The following is a 23,398-nucleotide window of genomic DNA, read 5'->3' on the forward strand; positions in this document are numbered from 1 at the left end:
ATGCCGTCGCAGAATCCTCAGCAGGCCGGAACGGCCGTCTGCCCGGGTTGCGGAGACCCGGTGGAGTCCGACGACCGCTTCTGCGGTCGGTGCGGTACCGAGCTTCCGCCCGCCCCCGCCGGGCGCTCCGGCGACCGCCCGACCCTCGCCATCGGCGTCCCGGCCCCGCCGCCCGTACCGCCGCGCCCCGCCGCCCCGCCCGGGGCCCCCGCGTTCCCGGCCGCCGGTACGGCGGGTGCCGCGGGGTATCCGGTGCCCCCGGCCGCCGGGGCCGTACCGGCGCCCGGTCAACACTCCGTACCGTCCGGGCAGTCCACCCATGGGGGTACGCCGCCGGGATACGTACCGCCGGTACCGGACACACCGCCCGGAGCCGCCGCCCCGGCCGTTCCCGCCCCGGCCGTTCCCGCCCCGGCCACCGGTCCGGCCGGGCAGCCGGGCGGGCCGGGCGCCGCCCCCGGGGCCGTACCGCCTCCGGGGCAACCGCCGCTGACCGCCGGGGGTACGGAGGCCGCGGGTGAGCCGCCTCGGTCGCGGATCGCGGCGCTGGCCGAGATGAGCGGGCCCGCGAACAGTGCCGCCGCCCCCGCCGCGCTCACCGACCACCGGGCGCCGTCGGCGACGGCCGCGCCCCCGCCCGCGCCCACCGACGCGTACGGTCGGCCCGCCGGGCCGACGGCGTACACGACCGGGTCCGGGAATCCCGCCGGGCCCGGACCCGATCCGTCCGGTCAGCCGGCCGCCGGGTCCGGGGACTTCACCCTCCAGCCGCCTCCGGCCCCGACGGCGCCGCCGGCTCCCCCGGCCGCCGCTCCGGCGACGGCCCCGAAGCCGGGGGCCGCCGATCCCCGGAGCCCGCACACGGACGGCGGTCCGAAGCTCTGCGTCGCCTGCCGCGCCGGGCGGGTCGACACCGACGGCTACTGCGAGAACTGCGGCCACGCCCAGCCCCGGGAGCGCGATCACATGGAACACGAACTGGACTCGGTCGCCGCCGTCAGCGACCGGGGCCTGCGCCACCACCGCAACGAGGACTCGTTCGGCGTGGCGTCCACCGCCCTCCCCGACGGCTCCCCCGCCGTCGTGGCGATCGTCTGCGACGGCGTCTCCTCGGCCACCAGGCCCGACGAGGCGTCCCAGGCCGCCGCCCGGGCGGCCCGGGACTCCCTGGTCGACGCCCTGCCCCGGGGCACCCATCCGCAGCAGGGCATGCGGGACGCGATCGTGGCCGCCGCGGGCGCGGTCAACGCCCTGGCCGCGCCGGGACCCGGCGGCGAGGCGCCCGAGCAGGACCCCCACGGGCGGCAGAACGCCCCCGCGTGCACCATCGTCGGCGCGGTCACCACCGGCGAACTGCTGGTCGTCGGCTGGGTCGGCGACAGCCGGGTCTACTGGGTGCCCGACGACCGGTCCGCCCCCGCCGCCCGGCTCACCGAGGACGACTCCTGGGCCGCCCAGATGGTGGCCGCCGGCCTGATGAGCGAGGCGGAGGCGTACGCGGACGAGCGCGCCCACGCGATCACGGGCTGGCTGGGCGCCGACGCGTATGAACTCGACCCGCACACGGCCGCGTTCAAGCCGGACCGCTCCGGGGTCGTCGTGGTCTGCACCGACGGTCTGTGGAACTACGCGGAGGGCGCCGACGAGATGGCCGGGGTCGTCCCCGCCGACGCCGCCGTACGGCCGCTGCACGCCGCCCAGGTGCTGGTGGGACACGCCCTCGACGGCGGCGGCCACGACAACGTGACGGTGGCGGTCGTCCCGTTCGCCGTCGGACCGCAGGGGGGTGGGCCGTCCTGAACCACCGCCGGCACCCGCCCGGGCCGGGGGCCTCGCCGCCCCGGCCGTCGATCCGCAGCACCCCGTACGCGGCGGCCCCCCGGGCACCCCGGACGGCCGCGTAACCCGGTCGCGGGCCCGGTCCGACGGCGGACACGGGCCACGCGCCCCCTCGGCCCCTGCCCGTCATCCGCCTTCCCCCGTTGGTCTGTCCGTTCCTCTGTCGTGCCGTTTCGGAGTGTGCAAGGAGTCCTTACGATGGCCGATTTCGCCAAGTCCCAGGTGCCCCGGTTCTCCGTCGACGTCTATCAGAACGAGTTCCTGCCGGAGGGCGGCCGGGAGGTCAGCGCGATCGTCACGGTCACCTCGACCGGCGGCGGAACCACCGGCGGCGCGCCGCTGACCGCGGCCTCCGCCTCATCGGCGGGCATCCCGGCCCCCGGCCCCTCGGCCGCCGTGGTGATCATGGTGGACTGCTCGGGTTCGATGGAGTACCCGCCGCAGAAGATGCGTAACGCCAGGGACGCGACGGCCGCCGCGGTCGACACCCTGCGGGACGGTACGGAGTTCGCCGTCGTCGCCGGAACGCATGTGGCCCGGCAGATCTATCCGGACGGCGGCCGGCTCGCGGTCGCCGGTGCGGCCACCCGGGCCGAGGCGAAGGAGGCCCTGCGGCGGCTCACCTCCGGCGGCGGTACGGCCATCGGCACCTGGCTCCGGCTCGCCGGTGGACTGCTCGACGGCTCCGAAGCCCGGATCCGCCACGGCATCCTGCTCACCGACGGCCGGAACGAGCACGAGGAACCGGCCGGGTTGGCGGCGGCGCTGGAGTCGGCCGCGGGCCGGTTCACCTGCGACGCCCGGGGCGTGGGCACCGACTGGGAGGTGAAGGAGGTCACCGGGATCGCCTCGGCGCTGCTCGGCACCGCCGACATCGTCGCCGATCCGGCGCATCTCGCGGCCGACTTCACGGCCATGATGGAGCAGACGATGGGCAAGGAGGTCGCGGACGTCGCCCTGCGGCTGTGGACGCCCGTCGGGGTCGAGATCCTGTTCGTGAAGCAGGTGGCGCCGAGTGTGGAGGATCTCACCGAGCGCCGTACGGAGGCCGGTCCGCGCGCCGGTGACTATCCCACCGGCTCCTGGGGCGACGAGTCGCGGGACTACCACGTCTGCCTCCGGGTCCCGGCCGCCGCCGTCGGCCGGGAGATGCTGGCGGCCCGGGCGTCGCTGATCGTTCCGGCGCCGGACGGCGGCGCCCCCGAGGTGCTTTCCCAGGGCCTGGTCCGGGCGGTGTGGACGGACGACCTCGCCGCGTCCACCGCGATCAACCTCCAGGTCGCGCACTACACCGGCCAGGCCGAACTGGCACAGGTCATACAACAAGGGCTGGATGCCCGTAAATCAGGAGATATACCCGACGCAACGGCCAAACTGGGCCGGGCCGTCCAGCTCGCCGCGGCCTCCGGAAACGAGGACACTGCGAAACTCCTTTCGAAGGTGGTGGACGTGGTCGACGTGGCGACGGGTACTGTGCGACTGAAAGCAAAGGTCGCCGAGGCCGACGAGATGACTCTCGAAACGCGCTCGACGAAGACGGTCCGCGTCAAGAGATAGCCGCGTACCGCCGCCAGGACGGATGAAGCAACGGCCCTCGGGCCGGACAGGAGAGGGGGAGGCGCCTCCATGCCGACCTGCCCGAACGGACACCAGTCGGGTTCCGACGACTGGTGCGAGGTCTGTGGCCACCGCATGGCGGGCCCCGGCGCTCCCACGGGGGCGGTCCCGCCTCCTCCGCCGCAGCCGGGGTACGGCTTCCCGCCGCCCCCGGGCGACCCGAACGCCACCGCGCAGGCGGAGCTGTGCCCCCAGTGCCGTACGCCCCGGGAGGCCAACGCGCCTTTCTGCGAGGAGTGCCGGTACAACTTCCTGACGAACACGGCGACGTCGTACACCCCGGTGGCTACGGGCCCCCGGCCGGGCCTCAACCTGCCCGCCGGATTCACCAACCAGCCCGGACCGCCGTCCGGCCCCGGTCCGCAGGGCGGCCCCGGCTTCCCGGGCCAGGGCGCCCCGCCGCCCGGCTTCCCGCCGCCCGCGCCCGGTCCGGGCGCCGCGGGCCAGGGCCCGGGGTTCCCCGGCGGAGGCATGCCCGGCGGCCCCGGCCCCGGTCCCGGTGGCGGGCCGCAGGTGCCCGGCCACGGCGGCCAGGGCCCCGGCCCCCAGGCGCACGACCCGTTCGACTACCAGGGTTCGCGCCCCTCGCAGCTGAACCGGCCCGCCGAGCCGCCGCACGAGGCGCCCGGCCACGGGATGCCCGGCCAGATCCCGGGACACCAGCACCCCGGCGGCCAGGCGCCGCCCCCGCAGTCCTTCACCCAGCAGCCGCCGCAGGCTTCGCCGTTCCAGGGCGGCCAGGACCCGCACGGCCCCCAGGGCGGCCCCGGTGGCGCGCCGTCCGCGTTCCAGCGGCAGCCCGCGCCGTCGGCCTTCCAGCCCGCCGAGCCCCCGGCCCCCCAGCCGCCCGCACCGGGCCCCGGTGGGCCGGGACCCGGTCAGGCTCCCCCGGTCGACGACTGGCCGCTGAGCCCGCCGTCGCAGTCGTCCCCGCCGCAGGGCCCGCCGCAGGGCCCGCCGCAGGGCGCGTACCAGCCGCCCTACGGAGGCCCGCAGGGCGGCCCGGCCACCGGCCAGGGCGCCGGACCCGTTCCCGGGCAGCACCAGTCGGCGCCCGGTGGTTTCGGCGGCCCCGGCGCGCCCGCCTCGTGGAGTGCCGTGATCGCCCCCGACCGCGACTACTTCCTGGCGATGATGCAGCGCAGCGGCCCGGACGCGGGCGGCCTCAACCTCCCCGCGTACAGCCCCGAGCAGCATCTGCCGCTCACCGGCAACCAGATCACCATCGGCCGTCGCCGCCAGTCCACCGGCGAGGCGCCCGATATAGATCTGTCGGTACCGCCGGAGGACCCGGGCGTCTCGCACAAGCACGCCGTACTGGTCCAGCAGCCGGACGGCACCTGGGCCGTGGTCGACCAGAACTCGACCAACGGCACGACGCTCAACGGCGCCGAGGAGCCGATCCAGCCCTATGTGCCCGTCCCGTTGAACGACGGCGACCGGGTCCATGTCGGCGCCTGGACCACGATCACGGTCCGGCGCGGCTGACCCGACGGGCTCGCGGGTCCGTCTCAGTCCTCCGGCCCGAACGACCCCAGGGGCCAGACGTACGGGCCCCCGGGGTCGTCCAGCCACGCCCACTGACGGCGCGCCCCGACCGTGATCCCGAACCGGTCGCGGCGCGGCCGTCCCTCGCGCTCCCAGAGGGCGAGCGCCTCGTGCGGGTCGAGGCCGCCCGCCGTCAGCGCCAGCAGGAAGCGGAAGAGATCGTTCTCGACCGTGTGCCGGGGCAGGCCGCGGGTCCGGATCAGCGGGGCGTCGCCCGTACCCCGCAGCGGCACGAAATAAGCCGGTACGCGGAGGAAGCGGCCCTCCGCGAACCGGCCCCGGGCATCGTCCCGGACCCGGAGCACGACCAGCCCGGTGGAGACCGGGGCCACGATCACCGCGTCCGGGCGGCACTGCGCCGGCCAGTCGTCCGGGATCACCGGAAGCGCGCAGGTGGCCATGATCCGGTCGAAGGGCGCCCGCCCGGGGGCACCCCGGGCCCCGTCGCCGGTGATCACCGTGGGGCGGTAGCCCGCCGCCGCCAGATGGGCCCGGGCGGACTCGGTGATCTCCGGGTCGAGATCGACGGTGGTGACCCGGGTATCGCCGAGCCGGTGGCAGAGCAGGGCCGCGTTGTAGCCGGTGCCGGAGCCGATCTCCAGTACCCGGTCCCCGTGCCGCACCTCCAGCGCCGCCAGCATCCGCGCCATCAGCGACGGCTGGCTGCTGGAGGAGATCAGTTCACCGTCCCGGACCCGGGTGGCCAGCGGCCCGTCGGTGTAGGCGCCGCGCAGCCAGCGCTCCCGGCGGACGGGGTCGGGGTCCTCGCCCCAGAGCCGTTCCCAGCGGGCGGGCCGTCCGGCGCCCGAGGGCACGGGGACGTAGTAGTACGGCACGAACAGATGGCGGGGCACCTCCTCGAAGGCGAGCCGCCAGGCGGGATCCCGCAGCCCGCCGTCGGCCGCCATCGCGCGCACCAGCGCCCGGCGGGCCTCGTCGGCGGGATCGGCGTACCGCTGCGGAAGGGTCCCCATGTCTCCCACTGTGCTGCCCGGAGGGTCGCGAGGCGAGCATCGCCGGGCCCCGCGCGGCGCCGCTCCGGCCGGATCGGACCGGATCGACACTTGGCCGAAACCGGCCCCTGCGGACCCGGAGGTTCCGGCTCCGGGAGACCTAGGACCCCGGTCCTGGTCCCGGTCATCTGAGACGATGGACGGGTGAACGAGATTCCCCGGGGCACCCTTCAGGAGCAGACCTTCTACGAGCAGGTCGGCGGCGAGCCGACCTTCCGTCGCCTTGTTCACCGGTTCTACGAGGGCGTCGCCGACGACCCGCTGCTGCGGCCGATGTATCCGGAGGAGGACCTCGGCCCGGCCGAGGAGCGGTTCGCCCTCTTTCTGATGCAGTACTGGGGCGGGCCCAGGACCTACAGCGACAACCGGGGCCACCCCCGGCTGCGGATGCGGCACGCGCCGTTCCGGGTCGACCGGGCGGCGCACGACGCCTGGCTGCGGCATATGCGGGACGCGGTGGACGAGCTGGAGCTCTCGCCTGAGCACGAGACCCAGCTGTGGAACTACATGACCTACGCCGCCGCCTCCATGATCAACACCGACGGCTGACCCTCGCCGGGGCCGCCCCGGGCCGCCTTCCGGCCCGGGGCCGCTCCGGAGGCCGAACCCGGGCAGGTCCGGGGGTCGGCCCGGGGCCGGGCGCCTTTCGGGCGTCAGCCCGCGTACCCCATCCGGTACGACAGCTCGGCGGCGACGGCGGCGGTCCGCTCGGCGATCCCGGGCAGCAGCTCGGCCCGGAGCCGGTACGCGGGCCCGGAGACGCTGAGCGCCCCGGTCACCGACCCGTCGTGGCACCGTACGGGCGCGGCCACCGCGTTCAGCCCGGTCTCCAGCTCCTCGACGGCGACCGCGTACCCCCGATCCACCACCTCGTCCAGCAGCCGGGCCAGCCGCCCGGGGTCGGTCTCGGTCCGCGGTGTGAAGCCTTCGAGTCCGCCCGCGAGCACCCGCTCCCGTACGGCGCCGGGCGCGTGCGCGAGCAGCACCTTGCCGCTGGAGGTGGCGTGCAGCGGGGTGCGGCGGCCGATCCAGTTGTACGAGGTCACCGCCGCCGAGCCCCTGGCCTGGGCGACGTTCACGGCCGCGTCGTCGGCGAGTACGGCCACATTGACGGTGTCCCCGAGTTCGTCGGCGAGGTCCCGGCACAGCGGCCCGGCTTCCCGGGCGATGTCCAGCCGTCCGGCGGCGGCGCCCGCGAGCCGCAGTACGCCCGCCCCGAGCCGGTACTTGCCCCGCTCCCCCGACTGCGTCACCAGGCCCCGGTTCTCCAGCGCCCCGAGCAGCCGGGACGCGGTCGACTTGTGGACCCCCAGCTCACCGGCGATCTCGGTGACCCCGGCCTCGCCCCGCCGGGCCAGGCTCTCCAGCACGCTGACGGCCCGGTCCACGGACTGCACCGCCGTACCGGCTCTGTCGGTCGTCATCTCTCCCACCCCCGCGGCTGCTCGGCCACCGGTCGTACCGCGCCCGCCCCGCTCCGCGCGTCTGTTCCGAAAAACCGCTTCTGCCCGGTCGGCGGGGCTTCAACCGCCGGGGGCGGGTGAGCCGGGTCTCCCCGGGCTCAGCCGCTCCGGGTGGGTGTGACGGTCAGCCCGGTCAGCCCGCCGGGGCCGGCGGCCCGGACGGCGATCGAACCGAAGGAGGTCCGCAGCCGCAGCCAGGAGCCGGGGGCGGTCAGCAGCGCCACGGGCGCGCCGGGGCGCAGGAAGCCGAGGGAGTGCGCGGCGTGCACGGCGCGCAGCGGCAGTCCGGTTCCGGCCACCTCGCGGGACCAGATCTCGCGGCCGATCCGGTCGCGTTCGGCCCGGGTCCTGCGCTCGTCGGGCAGGGTCTCGTCCCGGTGCCGGAACTCGGCGACGGCGGCGGCGACGGCGGCCCGCATCTCGGCGGCTCCGGGGAGCCCGGGGACGGTGCTCCAGCCGCCGCGGGGCGGCAGGACGCCGGTCCACGGCGGACCGGTGACCGGCGCGGGCAGGGTGAATCCGGTGCCCTCGACCCGGTCGAGCAGCTCACCGGCGGAGACCGTGGTGTCGAGGGCGAGGGGGGTACTCAGCCGGGCGGTCCGGATCGCCAGCACCTCGAAGGAGGGCGGGCGGCCGAAGACCGCGAGATGCGGCTGGGGACGGCCGTCGGGGCCGCCCGCCTGGAGGCGGACGGCGGCGGCGCGGTCGTAGTGCAGCAGGCGGGCGAGGAAGGCGGTGAGATCGTCCGCCTCCCGGGCGTCGGCGAGGTCCGGGCTCCGCACGGGCGTACTCATGCGACCAGGGCGCTCTCGTCGGCCTCCTCCAGATACTCCCGGAGGTGGGCGCGCTCCTCCGCGCTGATCCGGCGCGGCCGGCCCGCTTCGAGGTCGTAGGGGACGACGACGGTCGAGGCCCGGACATAGACCTCCGAGGCGCCCTCGGCGTCCTTGACCTCGTAGCTGACGGTCAGCGACGCGGCGCCGATCCGGGTCACCCGGGTCTCGACCACGACCGGCTCGTGCCGGTGGACCAGCGGCCGGACGTAGTCGATCTCGTGGCGGGCCACCACCGAGCCCCCGGAGAAGGAGGGCGAGCCGTCCGACGGCCGGAGCCGGAACATGAAGTCGATCCGCGCCTCCTCCAGATAGCGGAGGAAGACGACATTGTTGACATGCCCGAAGGCGTCCATGTCGGACCAGCGGAGCGGACAGCGGTAGATGTGCCGGGCCATGGGTGACGGTTCCCGCCTTCTCGGTCTCTGGCTTGGTTCGTGCTCCGGCCCCGGTTCCCCGGCCCCGGCCGGGAGCGGCCGGGGCGGGGACGGGACGGGCGGGGCTCAGCCCCGGGTGAGCTTCTTGTACGTGGCACGGTGCGGCCGGGCCGCGTCCGGGCCGAGCCGCTCGATCTTGTTCTTCTCGTACGTCTCGAAGTTGCCCTCGAACCAGAACCACTTGGAGTCGCCCTCGTAGGCGAGGATGTGGGTGGCCACCCGGTCGAGGAACCAGCGGTCGTGGGAGACGACCACGGCACAGCCGGGGAACTCCAGCAGCGCGTTCTCCAGGGAGGAGAGCGTCTCCACGTCGAGGTCGTTGGTCGGCTCGTCGAGGAGGAGCAGATTGCCGCCCTGCTTGAGGGTGAGCGCCAGGTTGAGCCGGTTGCGCTCGCCGCCGGAGAGGATCCCGGCGGGCTTCTGCTGGTCCGGGCCCTTGAATCCGAAGGCGGAGACATAGGCGCGGGACGGCATCTCGACCTGGCCGACGTTGATGTAGTCGAGCTCGTCGGAGACCACGGCCCACAGGGTCTTCTTGGGATCGATGTTCTCGCGGCTCTGGTCGACGTAGCTGATCTTGACGGTGTCGCCGACCTTGATGGTGCCGGAGTCCGGCGCTTCCAGGCCCTGGAGCATCTTGAACAGGGTCGTCTTACCGGCGCCGTTGGGGCCGATGATGCCGACGATGCCGTTCCGGGGCAGGGTGAAGCTGAGGTCGTCGATCAGCAGCTTCTCGCCGAAGCCCTTGGTGAGGTTGTTGACCTCGACGACGACGCTGCCCAGCCGGGGGCCCGGCGGGATCTGGATCTCCTCGAAGTCCAGCTTCCGCATCTTGTCGGCCTCGGCCGCCATCTCCTCGTACCGGGCGAGCCGGGCCTTGGACTTGGCCTGCCGTCCCTTGGCGTTGGAGCGGACCCACTCCAGCTCTTCCCGGAGCCGCTTGGCGCGCTTGGCGTCCTTCTGGCCCTCGACCTTGAGCCGGGCCTGCTTGCTCTCCAGGTACGTGGAGTAGTTGCCCTCGTAGCCGATGGCGCGACCGCGGTCCAGCTCCAGGATCCAGCCCGCGACGTTGTCGAGGAAGTACCGGTCGTGGGTGATGGCGACGACGGTGCCCGCGTACTTGGCGAGGTGCTGCTCCAGCCACTGCACCGACTCGGCGTCGAGGTGGTTGGTGGGCTCGTCGAGGAGGAGCAGGTCGGGGGCCTCCAGCAGCAGCTTGCAGAGCGCGACCCGGCGCTTCTCGCCACCGGAGAGGTTGTTGACGGGCCAGTCGCCGGGCGGGCAGCCCAGGGCGTCCATGGCCTGCTCCAGCTGGGCGTCGAGGTCCCACGCGTTGGCGTGGTCGAGGTCCTCCTGGAGCTTGCCCATCTCCTCCATCAGCGCGTCGGTGTACTCGGTCGCCATCTGCTCGGCGATCTCGTTGAACCGGTTGAGCTTGCCCTTGATCTCCGCGACACCGTCCTCGACGTTCTGCAGAACCGTCTTGGACTCGTCCAGCGGCGGCTCCTGGAGGAGGATGCCGACGGTGTAGCCGGGCGACAGGAAGGCGTCGCCGTTCGACGGCTGCTCCAGTCCGGCCATGATCTTCAGGACCGTGGACTTACCGGCGCCGTTCGGACCGACCACACCGATCTTGGCGCCGGGCAGGAAGCTCAGCGTCACGTCATCGAGGATGACCTTGTCGCCGTGCGCCTTGCGCGTCTTGCGCATCGTGTAGATGTACTCAGCCAAGAGAAACCGTCCGGCAGATAAGTGGGTGGGCAGAGATACACCCCATCTTGCCGTACCGCCGTCCCGTGGCGAAAACCGACGGCGGTCCGGGCCCGGACCGCCGGGGTACGGACCGCCCCGGCGGCCGGACGGACCGGTGGCCCCGGAGCGCTCGGCACTCCGGGGCCACCGGTACATCACAGGCGGTACGCGGTCACTCCCCGCTCATCCGGGGTCACCCGCCGCACGGGCCGTCCGGCCTCGGGCGACTCACGGCGGGCCACCCGGGGCGCCCGGTTGCGGGCGGCCCGCCGCACGGGCCGCCCGCAACCGGGTCACTCACCAGTGGGCCGTCCGGCCGCCGGGGCGTCCGGGGGTCACTCGCCCGCGGACGCCTTCCTCTTCCGGAAGAAGAACACCGCGCCGCCGCCGAGGGCGACCAGGGCCACCGCGACGCCCGCGATCACGGGGGTGGCGCTGGAGCCGCCGGTCGCGGCCAGGTCGCCGCCGGTGGTGGCACCGGTAGTGCCGGTGGAGCCGGTGGAGCCGCCCGTCGACCCGGTGGAGGCGTCACCGCCGCCGGTGCCCGTACCGCCCGCCGAGTTCGGCGTGGGCTCGGAGGACGGCTTCGGCTCGTTCGGCTTGCCGCTGGTCTTGCAGTCCAGCACGCCCTTGAACGTCTCCTTGAAGTCGTTCGGGCCGGTGATGGCGATGTCGTACGGCTGGTCCTCGGCGACCGGGACGGTCACGGTCTTGGAGCCGCCCGCCGGAACCGTGTACTCCTTACCCGCGAGGGTGAAGGTGAAGGGCGCGTCGCCCTTGTTGGCGGCGGTGACGTCGACGCCGCCCTTGTCGCAGTTCTCCTGGAAGGTGACCGCCGGGACGGGACCGGTCTTCGCCCAGACCACGGCCGCGGCGGCGGTGACCTCGGAGTTGCTGGAGCCCGCCAGGATCATGGTCTGGCTGGTGCCGACCTGCGGCGCGAACACCCGGCCGACCGGAACGGGCGTGGTGGCACTGGCGACCAGTTCGGCCCGCCCGTCGGGGGCGTCGGCCGGGACCTCGAAGTAGACCTTCGCGCCGTTGACCGCGGTGGCGACCGGCTTCCCGGCCTTGTCCACGATCTTGACTCCGGCGACGGTGCCTTCGGAGGAGAGGGTCAGGGTGGCCAGCTCCGCGTCGGTGGTGACGGTGACCGGGCCGATCCGGCTGCCGGGCTTGCCGGAGACGGCGTGCGGGTCGAGCTTGAGGGACGGCTTCGGCTCCGCCAGGTTCTGCGCCTCCTTCTCCAGGTAGTCGGCCAGCTTCTCGGCGTTCTCGTCGGCGGCGGTCACATCCGCCTTGTCCGAGTAGCGCCAGATGGCGACCTGGGTTCCGGCGGCGGCGGTCTTCTCGGTCAGCGGACCGGTCGTCTTGGCCGTCTTCGCCAGCGCCGCCAGATCGTCCACCTGCGGGTAGGAGTTCTGGAGGATCCAGCGGATCTTGCCCGCGTTCTCGTTCTTGTTGAGGACGCTCTGGTCCCAGGGGGTCTCCTGGTACTTGGTGCCGTCCTCGGTCGGGTTGTGGAGATCGATGCAGTACGTCTTCAGAGTGCCGCTGCCGGTCAGCTCGAAGAGCCCGGCGGCCATCCGGAACGGCTCCTTGTCGCCCGGGGTGTGCAGCAGCGCGTAGTCGTGGACCTTCAGCCCGGCGAGTGTGGCGACCGCGCCGCCCGTGTGCGACGCGCCCTCACTGGCGACGGCCGCGCCGGCACCGGTGAGCGCGCCGGTCGCGACCAGACCCGTCACCGCGGTGACGGCGGCGATACGACGAACGGTGGACCGCCCGCGCCCGCCGGAAGCGGGCGACGCGGAGAACAGTGCAAACACAGAAATCCCCTCCGGGCGAGGCTTCGCAGACGATGCGCACGATGTGTGTGGGGAGTGGGCCTCGCCGACCTACTCAAGTGCCCCGTGAGTACGGAGGGATCCTACGAATGCCCGGGCGGGCGAATGCCCCGTCGTACCGTCATACAACCATTCCGAATCGGAATCGTTATCGCGGCTCTCACCGCCAACTGCCTCTCCACCATTTCCTATCGATGAATCACCGGTACATCCACACCGTCAACAGCCGTGTGAGTTCGGTGAATCCCCAGGTCGGCCAGGCATTGCCAGCTTTCGCAACAACCTTGGACAAATACGGGGAGGACACCAGGAAGCAACGCGGCGACCTCCTGACGACCGCCCGGACTCCGCCGGGGCGGGCGGGGTTGCAGTCGGATCGCAACCTCCACCGCCCCGCGCCCGGACCGCCGGATCACCCGGAGGGGTCGCCTCCGGCACCTCCCCCGGCCTCCGCCGCCGACCCCGCTCCGCCCGCCTCCGGCGGTACGGCAGCCCCGGCGGGCCGGGCGACCCGCCGGAAGGCGGACGTACCCCGGTTGAGGTCGTGTCCCACGGCGAGCGCGTCGACGTCCACGAAGGTCCGCCTGCCGCCGTCCCCGCCGCGTCCGCCGTGGCCGTCGCGCTCCCGGTTCTCCCCCGCCGGGCCGGTGAGATCGACCTCCCGTACCCGCAGCCGCCCGTGGACCAGGACCGGATCGCCGACCGAGAGCGACCCGGACAGATTGGCGGCCAGCCCCCGCCAGGCGAAGACCGTGTAGAAGCTGGTGGGCCCGTCGGACCAGCCCGCCGTCTGCCGGTCCCGGCGCCTGGGCGTCACGGCCATCCGGAACCGCGCCACCGGCCCGGCGCCCGTCTCCCGGTACTCCACCGCCGTGGCGGCGTTGCCCACCAGCGTCACCGTCGTCTCGTACATCGCGCGACCACTCCCCCCGGCGGACCTCCACGGCCCGCCGCTCGACCGGACGACCGCCTTTTCACGGCCCCGCGTCCGATCCTGGGCCCGCCCCCGGATTCCCGCCGGGCCCTGTGGACTACCGGCCGGTTGTGGAGAACCCCGTCACCCCCAGGGCACCCCCCGAGCCCCGTCCGCCCCGGCCGCCCACCGGGCCCCGGGTACCGGCCAGCGCCGTCCGATTGCCGCCCGCGACGGTCGCGTACCGCTCACGTACCTCCCGATAGCGCATCAATTCGCCCGCGACCGGATCGAGCACCATCGCCCGGCCGCACCCGGCCGCCGCCTCGCGCAGCCTGCGCCGGGCATCCTGCCCGTACCGCCGCGCGGGGCCGCGTACCGCCGCCGTACAGGCCCACTCCACCAGCGGCCCGCCGACGATCCCGGCCAGCATCAGCCCCGCCGGATAGACCAGACCCGGTGGGAAGACCCCCACGATCTGCCCCACCAGCCACAGCCCGCCGTAGATCTGAAGCAGGGTCATCGACGCCTGGGCCAGTACGGCGGCGGGCCACCAGGCGGGCCGCAGCGGCCGTCTCCCGGTCTCCTCCGCCGCCTTCGCCGCCAGCCCGTCCAGGGCCTCCGGCAATCCGTCGGAGCCGCGGACCGCCGCCTCGCGCACCGCCTGCGACCAGGGCGCGGGGAGCCCGGCCGCCGCCTCGTCGGCGACCGTACGGACCGCCTGCTCCACCCGCTGCCGGGCGGTCGGCTCGTCCTCGGCGGGCGGCACGTCGGGCACCGGTACGGCCCCGGGCGTGCGCCGGCGCCCGTACCAGCGCCAGAGCCGCAGCCAGGGTGTGCCGCAGGCGCGGCCCGCGTGCCGCCGCCATTCCCGTTCGGCGGCCTCACCCGCCGCGTCGGCGCCGACGGCCTCGGCGAGCCGGTCGGTGAACTCCTCCCGCGCCCGCTCGTCAAGACCGGTCCGGCCGGTGGCGACATAGCCGCCGCGCAGCCCGTGCGCGGCGGCGTCGACATCGGCGGAGAGCCTGCGGGCGGCGGCCGTGCGTTCCTGGACGAAGGCGCCCAGCACCTCCCGCAGCTCCCCGATGCCCTCGCCGGTGAGGGCGGAGACGGGCAGTACGGTGGCGCCGCTGTCGCCGTGCTCGCCCAGCGCCATGCCGTCCTCGTCCAGCAGCCGCCGCAGATCGTCGAGTACCTGGTCGGCGGCGTCGCCGGGCAGCCGGTCGATCTGGTTGAGCACCACGAAGGTGACCTCGGCATGACCCGCGAGGGGCCGCAGATAGCGCTCGTGGAGGGCGGCGTCCGCGTACTTCTCCGGGTCGACGACCCAGATCACGGCATCGACCAGGGCGAGCACCCGGTCGACCTGGTCACGGTGCTTGCGGAGCGCCGAGTCGTGGTCGGGCAGGTCGATCAGGACCAGACCCGACAACTCCTCGGCGCCGCCCGCCAGGGGCCGCCGCCGCAGCCGGGGCGGGATGGCGAGCCGGTCGAGGAGTCCGGCGGCGCCCTCCGACCAGACGCAGGCGACCGGCGCCGATGTGGTGGGCCTGCGCAGTCCGGTCTCCGACAGCGGTACCTGCGCGAGGGTGTTGAAGAGGGTGGACTTGCCGCTTCCGGTGGCTCCGGCGACGGCGACGACGGTATGCCGCCCGGAGAGCCGCTGCCGGGCGGCGGCCTCGTCCAGGACGCGTCCGGCCTCGGCAAGCGCGGCGTCGTCGAGGCGGGCCCGGGAGAGGCCGACGAGCTCGCGCAGGGCGTCGAGCCGGAACCGCAGCCCGCCGCCGATCACCCCGGCCTCGCCCGTCTCAACCGTTTCGTCGTCCCGGTCCGGCCGGGCCTCGCCGGGGACGGGGACCGGGGCGGCCCTGCGGGCGATCAGTCCGTCGTCCCAGCGCCGTTCGTCGTGTTCCGCTTCCACACCAGTCACTTCACCTTCTGCAGTACGGACAGGGCGGCGATCAGCTCGGCCTGGGGTTCCGGTGAGACGTCGAGGGAGTCGAGGGGGGCGAGCCTGCGGTCCCGCTCCCCGTCGAAGACCGAACCGACGGCGGCGGTCAGCAGTTCGCCGCCCCGGTCCCGGAGCCGGAGCGCGGCCCGGGCCCCGATCCGCTGGGCGAGCCGCTCCCCGGCGGGCCGGGCCCGCCGCCCGCCGAGGAGGGCGGTGGCGACGAGGGCGGCCACGGTCTCGGGATCGGGCGCGGGGGTCCGGTCCAGCTCCCGCACCTCCTCGTCGGCCAGCTCCTCCAGCTCCCGCCGCCAGCGCCGGACCGCGATCCCCAGCCGTTCGCCCGCCTCCGGATCGGGCCGTACGGCGGCCACCCCGGCCGCCGCCGGGTCGCGGCGCCAGGCGTCCCGTACCCGCTCGTCGGCGGCGGCCACGGCGCACTGCACCAGGGCGCCGAGCCCGCCGGTGAGCGCGTCCAGCAGCTCACCGGCGGTGCTGTCGCGGGGAAAGCCCCGCCAACGGGTCCTGGCGTCCCCGGAGAGCACGGCCCCGGCGGCGAGCCGCTGGTCGAGCCGGGCGCGCTCGGCCTCGTAGGCGTCCTCCACCGCGCCGGTGAGCCGTACGGTGGCGGCGTACTGCCCGGCGACGGCGGCGGCCAGCTCCGGCATCCGGGCGTTGAGGGAGTCGATCACCCCGGTCGCGGTCCGCCCCAGCGCCTGCTGCCGGGCGGCCGGGTCCCGCACCCGGTGGGCCAGCCAGTCGTGCAGGGGCGCGACGGCGCTGTTGGGCAGCAGCCCGCTGCCGCCGCCCGCGGACTCGGGCAGCTCGGGAACGGTGAACCGGGGTACGTCCCCGAGCCCGGCCTTGGTGAGCAGCGCCGCGTACTGCCGCGACACCTCGGCGATCACCTGGTGCGGCACCCGGTCGAGCACGATGACCAGGGACGCGTCGTACTCCTTGGCGGTACGCAGCAGATGCCAGGGCACCGCGTCGGCGTACCGCGACGCGGTCGTCACCATCACCCAGACGTCGGCCGCGCAGATCAGCTCGGCGGCCAGCAGCCGGTTCTCCACCACGAGCGAGTCGATATCGGGCGCGTCGAGCAGCGCCAGCCCCCTGGGCAGCGCCCCCGACCGCTCCACCCGCAGCTCGTTCCGGGCGGCGCCCTCCCCGTCGCCCTCCTCCAGCTCGGGCGCCCGGACCCGGGTGAGCCGGGGCAGCACCCGCCCCCCGCTGAACCAGTGATGGTCGTCGGGATGGCAGACCAGCACCGGAGTCCTGGTGGTCGGCCGCAACACCCCCGCCTCGGTGACCCGCCGCCCCACGAGCGAATTCACCAGCGTCGACTTCCCGGCCCCGGTCGACCCCCCGACCACCGCGAGCAGCGGTGCCCCCGGATCCTTGAGCCGTGGTACGAGATAGTCGTCGAGCTGCGCCAGCAGCTCCCCCCGCGCCTGCCGGGCCCGCGGCGCCCCCGCCAACGGCAGTGGCAGACGCACGGCCGCGACTCGGTCGCGCAGGGCGGTCAGAGCGTCGATCAGCTGAGGCCGGGCATCCAAGGTCACCACATGTGAAGAATGCCCAATTTTTCAGCCATTTTGAAGCGTATGGCCATGTCTGCGCGCCGGTCGGACACAAGGGACAGAGGGGATGAGTGGGGCGCAGGCATAACGAGTGCACAACACCCGCGACCGTTGAGCGGAAAACCGATGCAGGAATCGCACCTGCCTGCGATTATCGGTTCGCTTCACCGAACCTCCACATAGAGCCACGCAGGCGAAGCAACGGGGTCAAGGCGACGGGAGCCCTATCCTTGTCCCCGACACGGTCACGGACTCACGCACTCCGCTTCCCGCGTCGGTCCACCCACACCCGGCCCCCGTAGCTCAGTGGATAGAGCAGGCGCCTTCTAAGCGCTTGGCCGCAGGTTCGAGTCCTGCCGGGGGCGCTCTTTCCGCCCTCCCCCTTGGGAGGGCGTTTTAGCTGGTCAGACGTGGTGACACTGCCCGCGCCTGTCACCTCGAAGTCACCGGCGTTCTAGGGCGCCGAGTCCGGCTGACAGCGGCCGAAAGCGGGTTTCTACGGGTGACTGTCCCCCATGCGTCCCCCAGCGCCCAGACCGACGCACAGCCCCGGGGCTGGCTCCGGGGCAACACAAAAGCGGTCAGGACCCGGCCCTCCGGGGTCCCGACCGCTGGGGTCATGCCGTCGCTGGCAAGTACCGGAGATCACCGATCCGGTTCAGGTAATCGGTCAGCTGACCGACTACGCAGCGCGCGTAGGTCGCAAGGAGGACTGGCACGCTGTTCCCTGCCCACGCAGCGACCTGCGCGGGCGGGATGCCCTTGTTCAGCCACCCGGTCAAGCAGATGTGTCGGCAGTCGTACACCCGCCTGCCCGCAGGCGATGCGAACACATGCGGAGCGAGAACGGCCTCCCGCGCCTTCTTCCAGACCCGGCGGAAGACGGATCCGGCGAGCAAGTCACCGCCTTCTCCGGGGAAGAGGAGGCTGGTCGGCTTGAGCTTGTAGAGCTGAATGATCCCCCGCAGGAGAGCCACCAGGTCCGGGTGGATCGGTACCGTCCGGGTGTCACCCTCGGCACGCCCCTTCAAGTCCCGTTCTTCGTGAACCTCTCCTGTGTCCGTCCACCCGCTGCCGACTTCCGGCTGAGCCTCGTGGACGATGAACTCACCCCATCCTTCCTCCGGCAGGGTGGCATCGCTCACCCGGAGGGCGACGGCCTCCTCGGGGCGGAGGCCGGCGTAGCAGAGGGTCGCGAAGAACGCCTGGTACAGCGGGCCGCGGCGGGGCCGCTCGCCTATCCATTGCAGGATCGCGCCGACTTGCTGAGCGTTGAGCAGGGAGCGCTTGTCGATGGCCTGGGCCACCTTGGGCGCGCTGCCATCGACCTTGCCCTTCGGGAGCGGGTTGGACCGTAGGACTCCGTGTCTGATCGCGTAGCCCATGACCAGATTCATGATCCGGTGATTGCGGGTGACGGAGCTTGCGGCTGCCGAGCTGCCGTCGAGGAGGGTACCCAGCGCGGCAACGACGGACTCGGCCCTCTCGGTGTCCTCCCACGCGGACATAGGCAGGGTGTTCCGCTGAACCCAGTCGAGGATGACGCGGACATCGTCGGGAGCATCGCCCCTCCGCTTTGTGTTGAAGGCCCACTCGCGCAGGGCGGTGCGGACCTCCACGGCGTCAAACTGCCCCGGCGGCGTCCGTAGGAGTGCGATGGTCGCGGTGGTCATCGCTTTCGCGACGTTCTTCCGGCTGTTGCCGCTGGAGCGCGTCCACTTCCAGTCGACGTACTCGACGGCGAAGTCATACCAGTTCGTCTCCGCCGACTTGCTGGCGAAGGAAATCGGCAAGCCAGTGGTCAGACTGAACGGTTCACCGCCTTTCGCTGCGGTCATCAGCTGAGCACGGCGAGCATCCGCCAGAGCCTTCGTCGGGTAGGTCTTGCTGTGCTTCTTGGCCGCGACCTTCCACACGACCTTGTACGTATGTCCGTTCGCCCGCTTCCGCTGCTCGATGCCGTAGATTCGGACGTCGAACGTACTCTCCATCAGAGATGGTCCTCGCAATCAGTGAGCCAGTTTTCGAAATCGGTGCGCCGGATGCGGAGAGTTCCGTTGGGGAGTCGGATACAGCGCGGCGCCCGTCCCTTCTGCCGCCAGTCGTAGAACGTCGAACGGGAGATCCGCAGCTCGTCGCATACGTCATCGACGGTGAGCTGCGCGGTGGCGCGAACCGCTACAGCCACGTCGCCCCCTCGCCATCACGGCCACGCATCACACCGCGAAGCGCGGGCTGACCCGCCTCCGAAGGACGAAATCGCGCAGGGGGTATCACGGATCGGCGCATGAGCATGGAATGTGGTTCCTTGCAGAGAATCGCGCGGAGCGATAGGGCAGGGGCAACGCCGAACTCCGCAGAGGGATCTGCGAAACATCGCTGACCGTCAGCGATTTAGCGCTGCCCATGAGGGCAACAGCCGCAAGCGCCCGTCCACTACCTTCCGATCGCGGCACGTCGGCTGTGTCCGACACGGATCCACCGCCAAGCAGCCCGTACGAACGAAACCAAGGATCCGGACGATCCCCGATTTCGCGAACCGGGGATCATCAGCTATAACTCGCCGCGCCGACGGCGCCAGCCGTGCTCGGCTAGCGCCACCAGGCCATGGACTATGTGAACGACAGCTCCGCGAGGGACTTCCAGAGGGTGTTGTACCTTGACATAGCGGCTCCGCTAATTCCACCCTTTCAGGATTCGTTCTCTTCTGCCGTCAGCGGATACCGCCCAGGTGGCCCTGGGCGCCGCGCAAAGGACGGCCCTTCTGGGCCGGGAACCACAAAAGGCGGGTGCACGATGTGCCCGCTCTCGTGATACAGCGGACCAGCCGACCGGAACTGCGGGGCTGGCCCGTATGTCGCGGACGTAGTCGGCGACGGCGGTGGGGCGCTCCGGTTCGCGGCCGACGAAGGCGTCGAAGTACGACGCCTTGGCCGAGGGCACCCGGGCTCTGGCATCCCGCCAGGAGGCAGAGCGAGCGGACGGCGCGGGGGCGCCATTCCCGCGGTGGGGCTCTTGGGCCCGGAGGTTGCACAGGGCGTTTCCCGGCACCGTCCGCTCTTGCCACCCGCTTCAAGGGTGGACGGAACCGGTCGGCGTACTGTCCGGCCGGCACCTTCCGCACTTGACCCGAAGGTGGAGCTTCAGCATTCCTCCGCACGCAGTTCGGTGTACGGCCACGCGGCTGTCTCGTCGTACGGCAGTTGATGCTGGAGGCAGTGGTGGAGGCTGCTGGCTATCCGGGCGCCGATGGCCCGCAGTGAGGTGAAGTGGCTGGAGCCTCGTTGCCGCCGGATTTCGTAGTAGGACTTGGCACCGGGGCTACGGAGCAGCATGCAGAAAGCTGCTTTGATCAGGGCTTGGCGGAGGTAGCTGTTGGCGGCGTATCTCATGGTCACCCGGGCCGAGGTGCCGCTCGCCCAGGTGACGGGCGCTACCCCCGCGTAGGCGCGCAGTGCGCGGGGCGTCTTGAAGCGATGTTCCGAGTCACCGATTTCGGCAAGGATCCGGGATCCGAGGATGTCTCCGATTCCGGGGAAGCTGGTGATGATCCGGTGGAAGGGGTGTTCCGCGAAAGCGGCCGAAACTCGTTCCGTGAGGTCGTCCACCCGGGTACAGGCGTGGTTGACATCAGCAAGAAGGCCGAGCATTTCGTCGGCCCGGGCCTGCTCCACTATGCTGTCGAATCGGAGTGCTGGCCGCCGGAAGTGGAGATGGAGACGCTCGGCTTCGTCGTCGACAGTCCGGAACCGTCCCGCTTCCCGCAGTGCGTGGGCTAACGCGCTGCGGCTGACGGTGGCCGCGATTCCTGGTGCGGGGGCCAAGGCCAGGACAGCCCTGGCCTGCCGGTGGCCGAGCCCCATCGTCGACGGCCAAGCCGTGGCCGCCGCAGGGAAGTAGGAGTTCAGGGATGCCCTGAGCGCGAGCAGGGCCCGCGACCGGTTCGCGGTCGCCGCCGACTGGGCTAGGGCCAGCACGCGAAGCGCCCGGGCCTGCGGAGAGCTCTGGCGCAGGGTGGCGTGGCTTCCCGAGCGGAGCATCTCGGCCAGAAGGAAGGCATCCCCTTTATCCGATTTAACGTCGCGTCCCACGCTGGCCGCCTGCCGGGCGCGGCTCGCACTGGTGGCGTCGATATGAACGATCTCGACGCCTCTGGCGAGGAGGCCGTCGACGATGAGCAGGTTCGGATCCTCGATCGCCGTGGGGATGGCCTGCCAGCGGGTCTGGTTGTAGGTGCGGAGGAACCCCAGGTACTCGGCGACGGGGTCGGTGGTCTCGGCGTAGACGATGCGCCGGTGCCCGAGGCGGCTCCCGTCGCGGTGGACCAGGGCGCAGTCCAGCCATCGGTGCGCCCAGTCGATCCCGCCATACATCGTCGCCACGAGACCCACTGCTCCCACATCTGATCAATACCTGTCACATGCCTCGCCTGACCGATCAAGGCGTGTTCAGTATATGCACTTTAATGGAAGAGATCACTTCCTCCGGCGGGGCGCCGAACCCCGCCCTGGCGCAACCCGAAAGAATCAGGTGACGAACGATGACCCGAGTTCTGCTGATTACGCCGGGATGGGATGTGCGCGAGGCACCCAACGAACTGCCCGCTTCCCATGTGGTCGCGGGGGTCTGGCCCGATGGGGCTCTCGGCCGGGACGCGCCGCCCAGCGCCCACATTGCCCAGGAGATCAGCCGGCGACTCCGGGACGCGATCGCGGCCAGCGAGTTCGGCAGCGAGCGGGCCGCGGCGGAGGCGTCCGGCCTCACCCATCCGACCGTCGGGCGGATCCTCGCCGGTGAGGGGCTTCCGGACGTCCGGAGCCTCTTCCTGCTCGAAGTCGGACTCGACACCGACATCTGGCCTGCGGGATTTCATGCGGACTACCGCATACGACTCCGGGACGCGGCCGACGCTCCACCCGCGGACGCCTATCCGCCCGGGCAGTTGCCCGTGACCCCGGACCGACCGGTGACCACCCAGGCCACCAGGGAGATCCTCCGGCGCATGGCCGCAGGAAGGACCCATAACGAGATCGCGGCCGAACTCGGCACCCACACACGCACGATCGGCCGACGCCTCGCACCGCTGTACGAGACCCTCGGGCTGGAGCCCGGCGACACCTTCCGACTCGGACTCTGGTGGGCCACTTCCGATGAGCGCCTGAAGGACTGATCGGCCAGCCCGGCGCACCCCCGACCCGGTCCAAGCATGTCGGCGCACCCAGGGCGTACGGAAACCGAGCCCCCACCAACTCCTTACCCGTTGGACCTCAACGGCTCCCGGCAGACGCAGTCCGCCCGCCGCCTCACGGCCCTCCGGCGCGGGTCAGCCGTGCACGACAGAGGGCCGGGCGACGGTCAGCGCTCGTCGGCCTTGGATAGCCGGGCGACGGCGTTCGTCGCGACCTTCGCCGCAACGCTGGCGGCGCTGTCGTGCCGACGCAGCGCGTCGACCACAGCGGCGGCCCGGGCCTGGGCGGCGGCCTCCTCCCCGGGTCCGGCGTAGAGGAAAGCAGAAGCGTCCGGCGGGACCGGATCGCCCCCGTGCGGGTCGCGGTCCGAATCCCACGGGACGGACTGAACCTCGCCAGAGGGCGGAACCTGCACCCACAGGTGCATGCCAAGGGCCCCGTGCGGATGCTCTCCGCGAACGGATTCCATGATCCGGTTGGCCACCTCCTGATCGGACGAACCGTCAGGAAATTCCCGAAGTCCCGCGGACACCAGGGCACCCGCCGGCCTGTCCGTGATCCGCCAGGCCCACACGCGCGTCCGGCCGATGCCCCTGTACCCGCCGTCCCGGCTCGCGTCATCGATGTTCGTCATCTGTCCGATCCTTCCAGCCTGCCGTACGGAACACCCGGGGATCGCCGCAGAACGCACCGAAGACGAGCGCTCACGAGGAACTCCGCATGCACGCCAGGCGACATATTTGGTAGTGTTCTTTTCGGGCTCACGCCCCGGCAGGGCCTTCTGCCGACGCCGCTCTCCCCCTCCGGGCGGTTTCCCCGCGCCAGCGGGGATGACCCAGTGTCAGGCGGCGCATCAGGTTGCGTGGCGCCGTACTCCCCGCACCAGCGGGGATGATTGGCCGAGCGGCGAAGCTGCCGAAGTCGGCCGGGTTCCGGCAGAAGGCCCTGCGTCACCTTCACTCGGTAAGACCGGGAGCAGCCCGCCCGGCGATCCGCATCTCCGTCCGGGGCCCGCGCCCCTCCTGTACGGACATCGATCAACCAGACACAGCCGTACGCCCCGGAACAGGGACTCCGGCCCTCCGCACCCCAGGCGTCCGGCTGCCACCGAAGCCCAAGGGGCACCTCGGCAATGAAATCCCACATACTGATCTTTTCGTAAGTTCGGTGGGTGTGGTGGGTGGATGGTCAGGCCGGTGTGGGCGAGGAATGACCATGGCAGTCGGGGGTTGGCGTTGATGCGGTGGATGCCTTGTTCGGTGGCGTCTGCGACGTCGGCGAGGTGGTCGCCGGCGAGGTTGGCGAGTTCGCGTTTCTTGAGCGAGGACCACAGGAGTTCCACCGGGTTCAGCTCGGGAGCGTAGGCGGGCAATCGTTCCAGGGTGAGCCAGTCCTGCTCGGCCGCCCAGGCCCGCATCG

Annotated in this window: 19 protein-coding genes and 1 tRNA gene; 6 read left to right on the forward strand and 14 right to left on the reverse strand. The window is 72.4% G+C overall.

Going from position 1 to position 23,398, the window contains the following annotated elements; genetic code table 11:
* The 3 genes from ABZ714_RS04380 to ABZ714_RS04390 all read left to right on the forward strand — a co-directional run bounded on the left by ABZ714_RS04380 (position 1) and on the right by ABZ714_RS04390 (position 4,944).
* On the forward strand, positions 1-1,800 hold the full coding sequence (locus ABZ714_RS04380; protein ID WP_358823612.1) for a PP2C family serine/threonine-protein phosphatase: 1,800 nt from the start codon (positions 1-3) through the stop codon (positions 1,798-1,800).
* Between the two features lie 237 nt (positions 1,801-2,037).
* Complete coding sequence (locus tag ABZ714_RS04385) at positions 2,038-3,396, forward strand: VWA domain-containing protein (protein ID WP_358823613.1); 1,359 nt, start codon at positions 2,038-2,040, stop codon at positions 3,394-3,396.
* Positions 3,397-3,465: 69 nt separating this feature from the next.
* The gene (locus ABZ714_RS04390) at positions 3,466-4,944 is read left to right on the forward strand and encodes an FHA domain-containing protein (protein ID WP_358823614.1); all 1,479 of its coding nucleotides are present in this window, start codon (positions 3,466-3,468) and stop codon (positions 4,942-4,944) included.
* Between the two features lie 23 nt (positions 4,945-4,967).
* On the opposite strand, the gene ABZ714_RS04395 is transcribed toward ABZ714_RS04390, so the two are convergent.
* Positions 4,968-5,978, reverse strand: coding sequence for a methyltransferase domain-containing protein (locus tag ABZ714_RS04395; RefSeq protein ID WP_358823615.1), 1,011 nt, complete (start codon positions 5,976-5,978; stop codon positions 4,968-4,970).
* Between the two features lie 183 nt (positions 5,979-6,161).
* Here ABZ714_RS04395 and ABZ714_RS04400 point away from each other — a divergent pair, with 183 nt between their 5' ends.
* The gene (locus tag ABZ714_RS04400; RefSeq protein ID WP_358823616.1) at positions 6,162-6,566 is read left to right on the forward strand and encodes a globin; all 405 of its coding nucleotides are present in this window, start codon (positions 6,162-6,164) and stop codon (positions 6,564-6,566) included.
* Positions 6,567-6,670: 104 nt separating this feature from the next.
* On the opposite strand, the gene ABZ714_RS04405 is transcribed toward ABZ714_RS04400, so the two are convergent.
* From ABZ714_RS04405 to ABZ714_RS04440, 8 genes are all read right to left on the reverse strand, one after another.
* Positions 6,671-7,441 carry an IclR family transcriptional regulator gene (locus ABZ714_RS04405; protein ID WP_358823617.1) on the reverse strand — a complete coding sequence of 257 codons (771 nt, stop codon included), beginning with the start codon at positions 7,439-7,441 and terminating at the stop codon, positions 6,671-6,673.
* A gap of 137 nt (positions 7,442-7,578) precedes the next feature.
* Positions 7,579-8,274 carry a hypothetical protein gene (locus ABZ714_RS04410; protein ID WP_358823618.1) on the reverse strand — a complete coding sequence of 232 codons (696 nt, stop codon included), beginning with the start codon at positions 8,272-8,274 and terminating at the stop codon, positions 7,579-7,581.
* Entirely contained in the window at positions 8,271-8,711 is a 441-nt protein-coding gene (locus tag ABZ714_RS04415) for a thioesterase family protein (protein ID WP_358823619.1), read from the reverse strand. The genes ABZ714_RS04410 and ABZ714_RS04415 overlap by 4 nt, the downstream gene beginning before the upstream one ends.
* Positions 8,712-8,816: 105 nt before the next feature.
* The gene (gene ettA / locus ABZ714_RS04420; protein ID WP_358823620.1) at positions 8,817-10,481 is read right to left on the reverse strand and encodes an energy-dependent translational throttle protein EttA; all 1,665 of its coding nucleotides are present in this window, start codon (positions 10,479-10,481) and stop codon (positions 8,817-8,819) included.
* Between the two features lie 356 nt (positions 10,482-10,837).
* Positions 10,838-12,319, reverse strand: coding sequence for a Cys-Gln thioester bond-forming surface protein (locus ABZ714_RS04425; RefSeq protein ID WP_358823642.1), 1,482 nt, complete (start codon positions 12,317-12,319; stop codon positions 10,838-10,840).
* 439 nt (positions 12,320-12,758) lie between these two features.
* Positions 12,759-13,259, reverse strand: coding sequence for a single-stranded DNA-binding protein (locus ABZ714_RS04430; RefSeq protein ID WP_358823621.1), 501 nt, complete (start codon positions 13,257-13,259; stop codon positions 12,759-12,761).
* A 118-nt stretch (positions 13,260-13,377) separates the two neighbouring features.
* Positions 13,378-15,051: a GTP-binding protein gene (locus ABZ714_RS04435; protein WP_358823643.1), complete on the reverse strand. Its 1,674-nt coding sequence runs from the start codon at positions 15,049-15,051 to the stop codon at positions 13,378-13,380.
* 134 nt (positions 15,052-15,185) lie between these two features.
* Positions 15,186-16,775: a dynamin family protein gene (locus ABZ714_RS04440; RefSeq protein WP_358823622.1), complete on the reverse strand. Its 1,590-nt coding sequence runs from the start codon at positions 16,773-16,775 to the stop codon at positions 15,186-15,188.
* Positions 16,776-17,082: 307 nt separating this feature from the next.
* On the opposite strand from ABZ714_RS04440, the gene ABZ714_RS04445 reads away from it, so the two are divergent.
* A tRNA-Arg gene (locus ABZ714_RS04445) sits at positions 17,083-17,155 on the forward strand.
* Positions 17,156-17,407: 252 nt separating this feature from the next.
* Here the strand turns inward: ABZ714_RS04445 and ABZ714_RS04450 are convergent.
* The 3 genes from ABZ714_RS04450 to ABZ714_RS04460 all read right to left on the reverse strand — a co-directional run bounded on the left by ABZ714_RS04450 (position 17,408) and on the right by ABZ714_RS04460 (position 21,163).
* A complete protein-coding gene (locus tag ABZ714_RS04450) occupies positions 17,408-18,781 on the reverse strand; it encodes a site-specific integrase (protein WP_358823623.1) in 1,374 nt (457 codons plus the stop codon).
* Entirely contained in the window at positions 18,781-18,978 is a 198-nt protein-coding gene (locus tag ABZ714_RS04455) for a helix-turn-helix domain-containing protein (RefSeq protein WP_358823624.1), read from the reverse strand. The genes ABZ714_RS04450 and ABZ714_RS04455 overlap by 1 nt, the downstream gene beginning before the upstream one ends.
* Positions 18,979-19,933: 955 nt before the next feature.
* Entirely contained in the window at positions 19,934-21,163 is a 1,230-nt protein-coding gene (locus ABZ714_RS04460; protein WP_358823644.1) for a transposase, read from the reverse strand.
* Positions 21,164-21,366: 203 nt separating this feature from the next.
* Here ABZ714_RS04460 and ABZ714_RS04465 point away from each other — a divergent pair, with 203 nt between their 5' ends.
* Positions 21,367-21,960, forward strand: coding sequence for a hypothetical protein (locus ABZ714_RS04465; protein WP_358823625.1), 594 nt, complete (start codon positions 21,367-21,369; stop codon positions 21,958-21,960).
* Positions 21,961-22,145: 185 nt separating this feature from the next.
* Here ABZ714_RS04465 and ABZ714_RS04470 read toward each other — a convergent pair whose 3' ends face one another.
* Together ABZ714_RS04470 and ABZ714_RS04475 are read right to left on the reverse strand one after the other, a co-directional pair.
* Positions 22,146-22,613 (reverse strand): hypothetical protein, encoded by a 468-nt coding sequence (locus ABZ714_RS04470; RefSeq protein ID WP_358823626.1) that lies wholly within the window; start codon positions 22,611-22,613, stop codon positions 22,146-22,148.
* Between the two features lie 219 nt (positions 22,614-22,832).
* Entirely contained in the window at positions 22,833-23,396 is a 564-nt protein-coding gene (locus ABZ714_RS04475) for a transposase (RefSeq protein WP_358823627.1), read from the reverse strand.
* Positions 23,397-23,398: the final 2 nt, after the last annotated feature.

The sequence above is a fragment of the Streptomyces sp. NPDC006798 genome (genome assembly GCF_040635975.1).
Classification (GTDB): Bacteria; Actinomycetota; Actinomycetes; order Streptomycetales; family Streptomycetaceae; genus Streptomyces.

Excerpts from the sequence above, each read along its gene's own strand:
- ABZ714_RS04380 (WP_358823612.1), top strand. The coding sequence starts at position 1 with ATGCCGTCGCAGAATCCTCAGCAGGCCGGAACGGCCGTCTGCCCGGGT.
- ABZ714_RS04385 (WP_358823613.1), top strand. The coding sequence starts at position 2,038 with ATGGCCGATTTCGCCAAGTCCCAGGTGCCCCGGTTCTCCGTCGACGTC.
- ABZ714_RS04390 (WP_358823614.1), top strand. The coding sequence starts at position 3,466 with ATGCCGACCTGCCCGAACGGACACCAGTCGGGTTCCGACGACTGGTGC.
- ABZ714_RS04395 (WP_358823615.1), bottom strand. The coding sequence starts at position 5,978 with ATGGGGACCCTTCCGCAGCGGTACGCCGATCCCGCCGACGAGGCCCGC.
- ABZ714_RS04405 (WP_358823617.1), bottom strand. The coding sequence starts at position 7,441 with ATGACGACCGACAGAGCCGGTACGGCGGTGCAGTCCGTGGACCGGGCC.
- ABZ714_RS04410 (WP_358823618.1), bottom strand. The coding sequence starts at position 8,274 with ATGAGTACGCCCGTGCGGAGCCCGGACCTCGCCGACGCCCGGGAGGCG.
- ABZ714_RS04415 (WP_358823619.1), bottom strand. The coding sequence starts at position 8,711 with ATGGCCCGGCACATCTACCGCTGTCCGCTCCGCTGGTCCGACATGGAC.
- ABZ714_RS04430 (WP_358823621.1), bottom strand. The coding sequence starts at position 13,259 with ATGTACGAGACGACGGTGACGCTGGTGGGCAACGCCGCCACGGCGGTG.
- ABZ714_RS04450 (WP_358823623.1), bottom strand. The coding sequence starts at position 18,781 with ATGGAGAGTACGTTCGACGTCCGAATCTACGGCATCGAGCAGCGGAAG.
- ABZ714_RS04460 (WP_358823644.1), bottom strand. The coding sequence starts at position 21,163 with ATGTATGGCGGGATCGACTGGGCGCACCGATGGCTGGACTGCGCCCTG.
- ABZ714_RS04470 (WP_358823626.1), bottom strand. The coding sequence starts at position 22,613 with ATGACGAACATCGATGACGCGAGCCGGGACGGCGGGTACAGGGGCATC.
- ABZ714_RS04475 (WP_358823627.1), bottom strand. The coding sequence starts at position 23,396 with ATGCGGGCCTGGGCGGCCGAGCAGGACTGGCTCACCCTGGAACGATTG.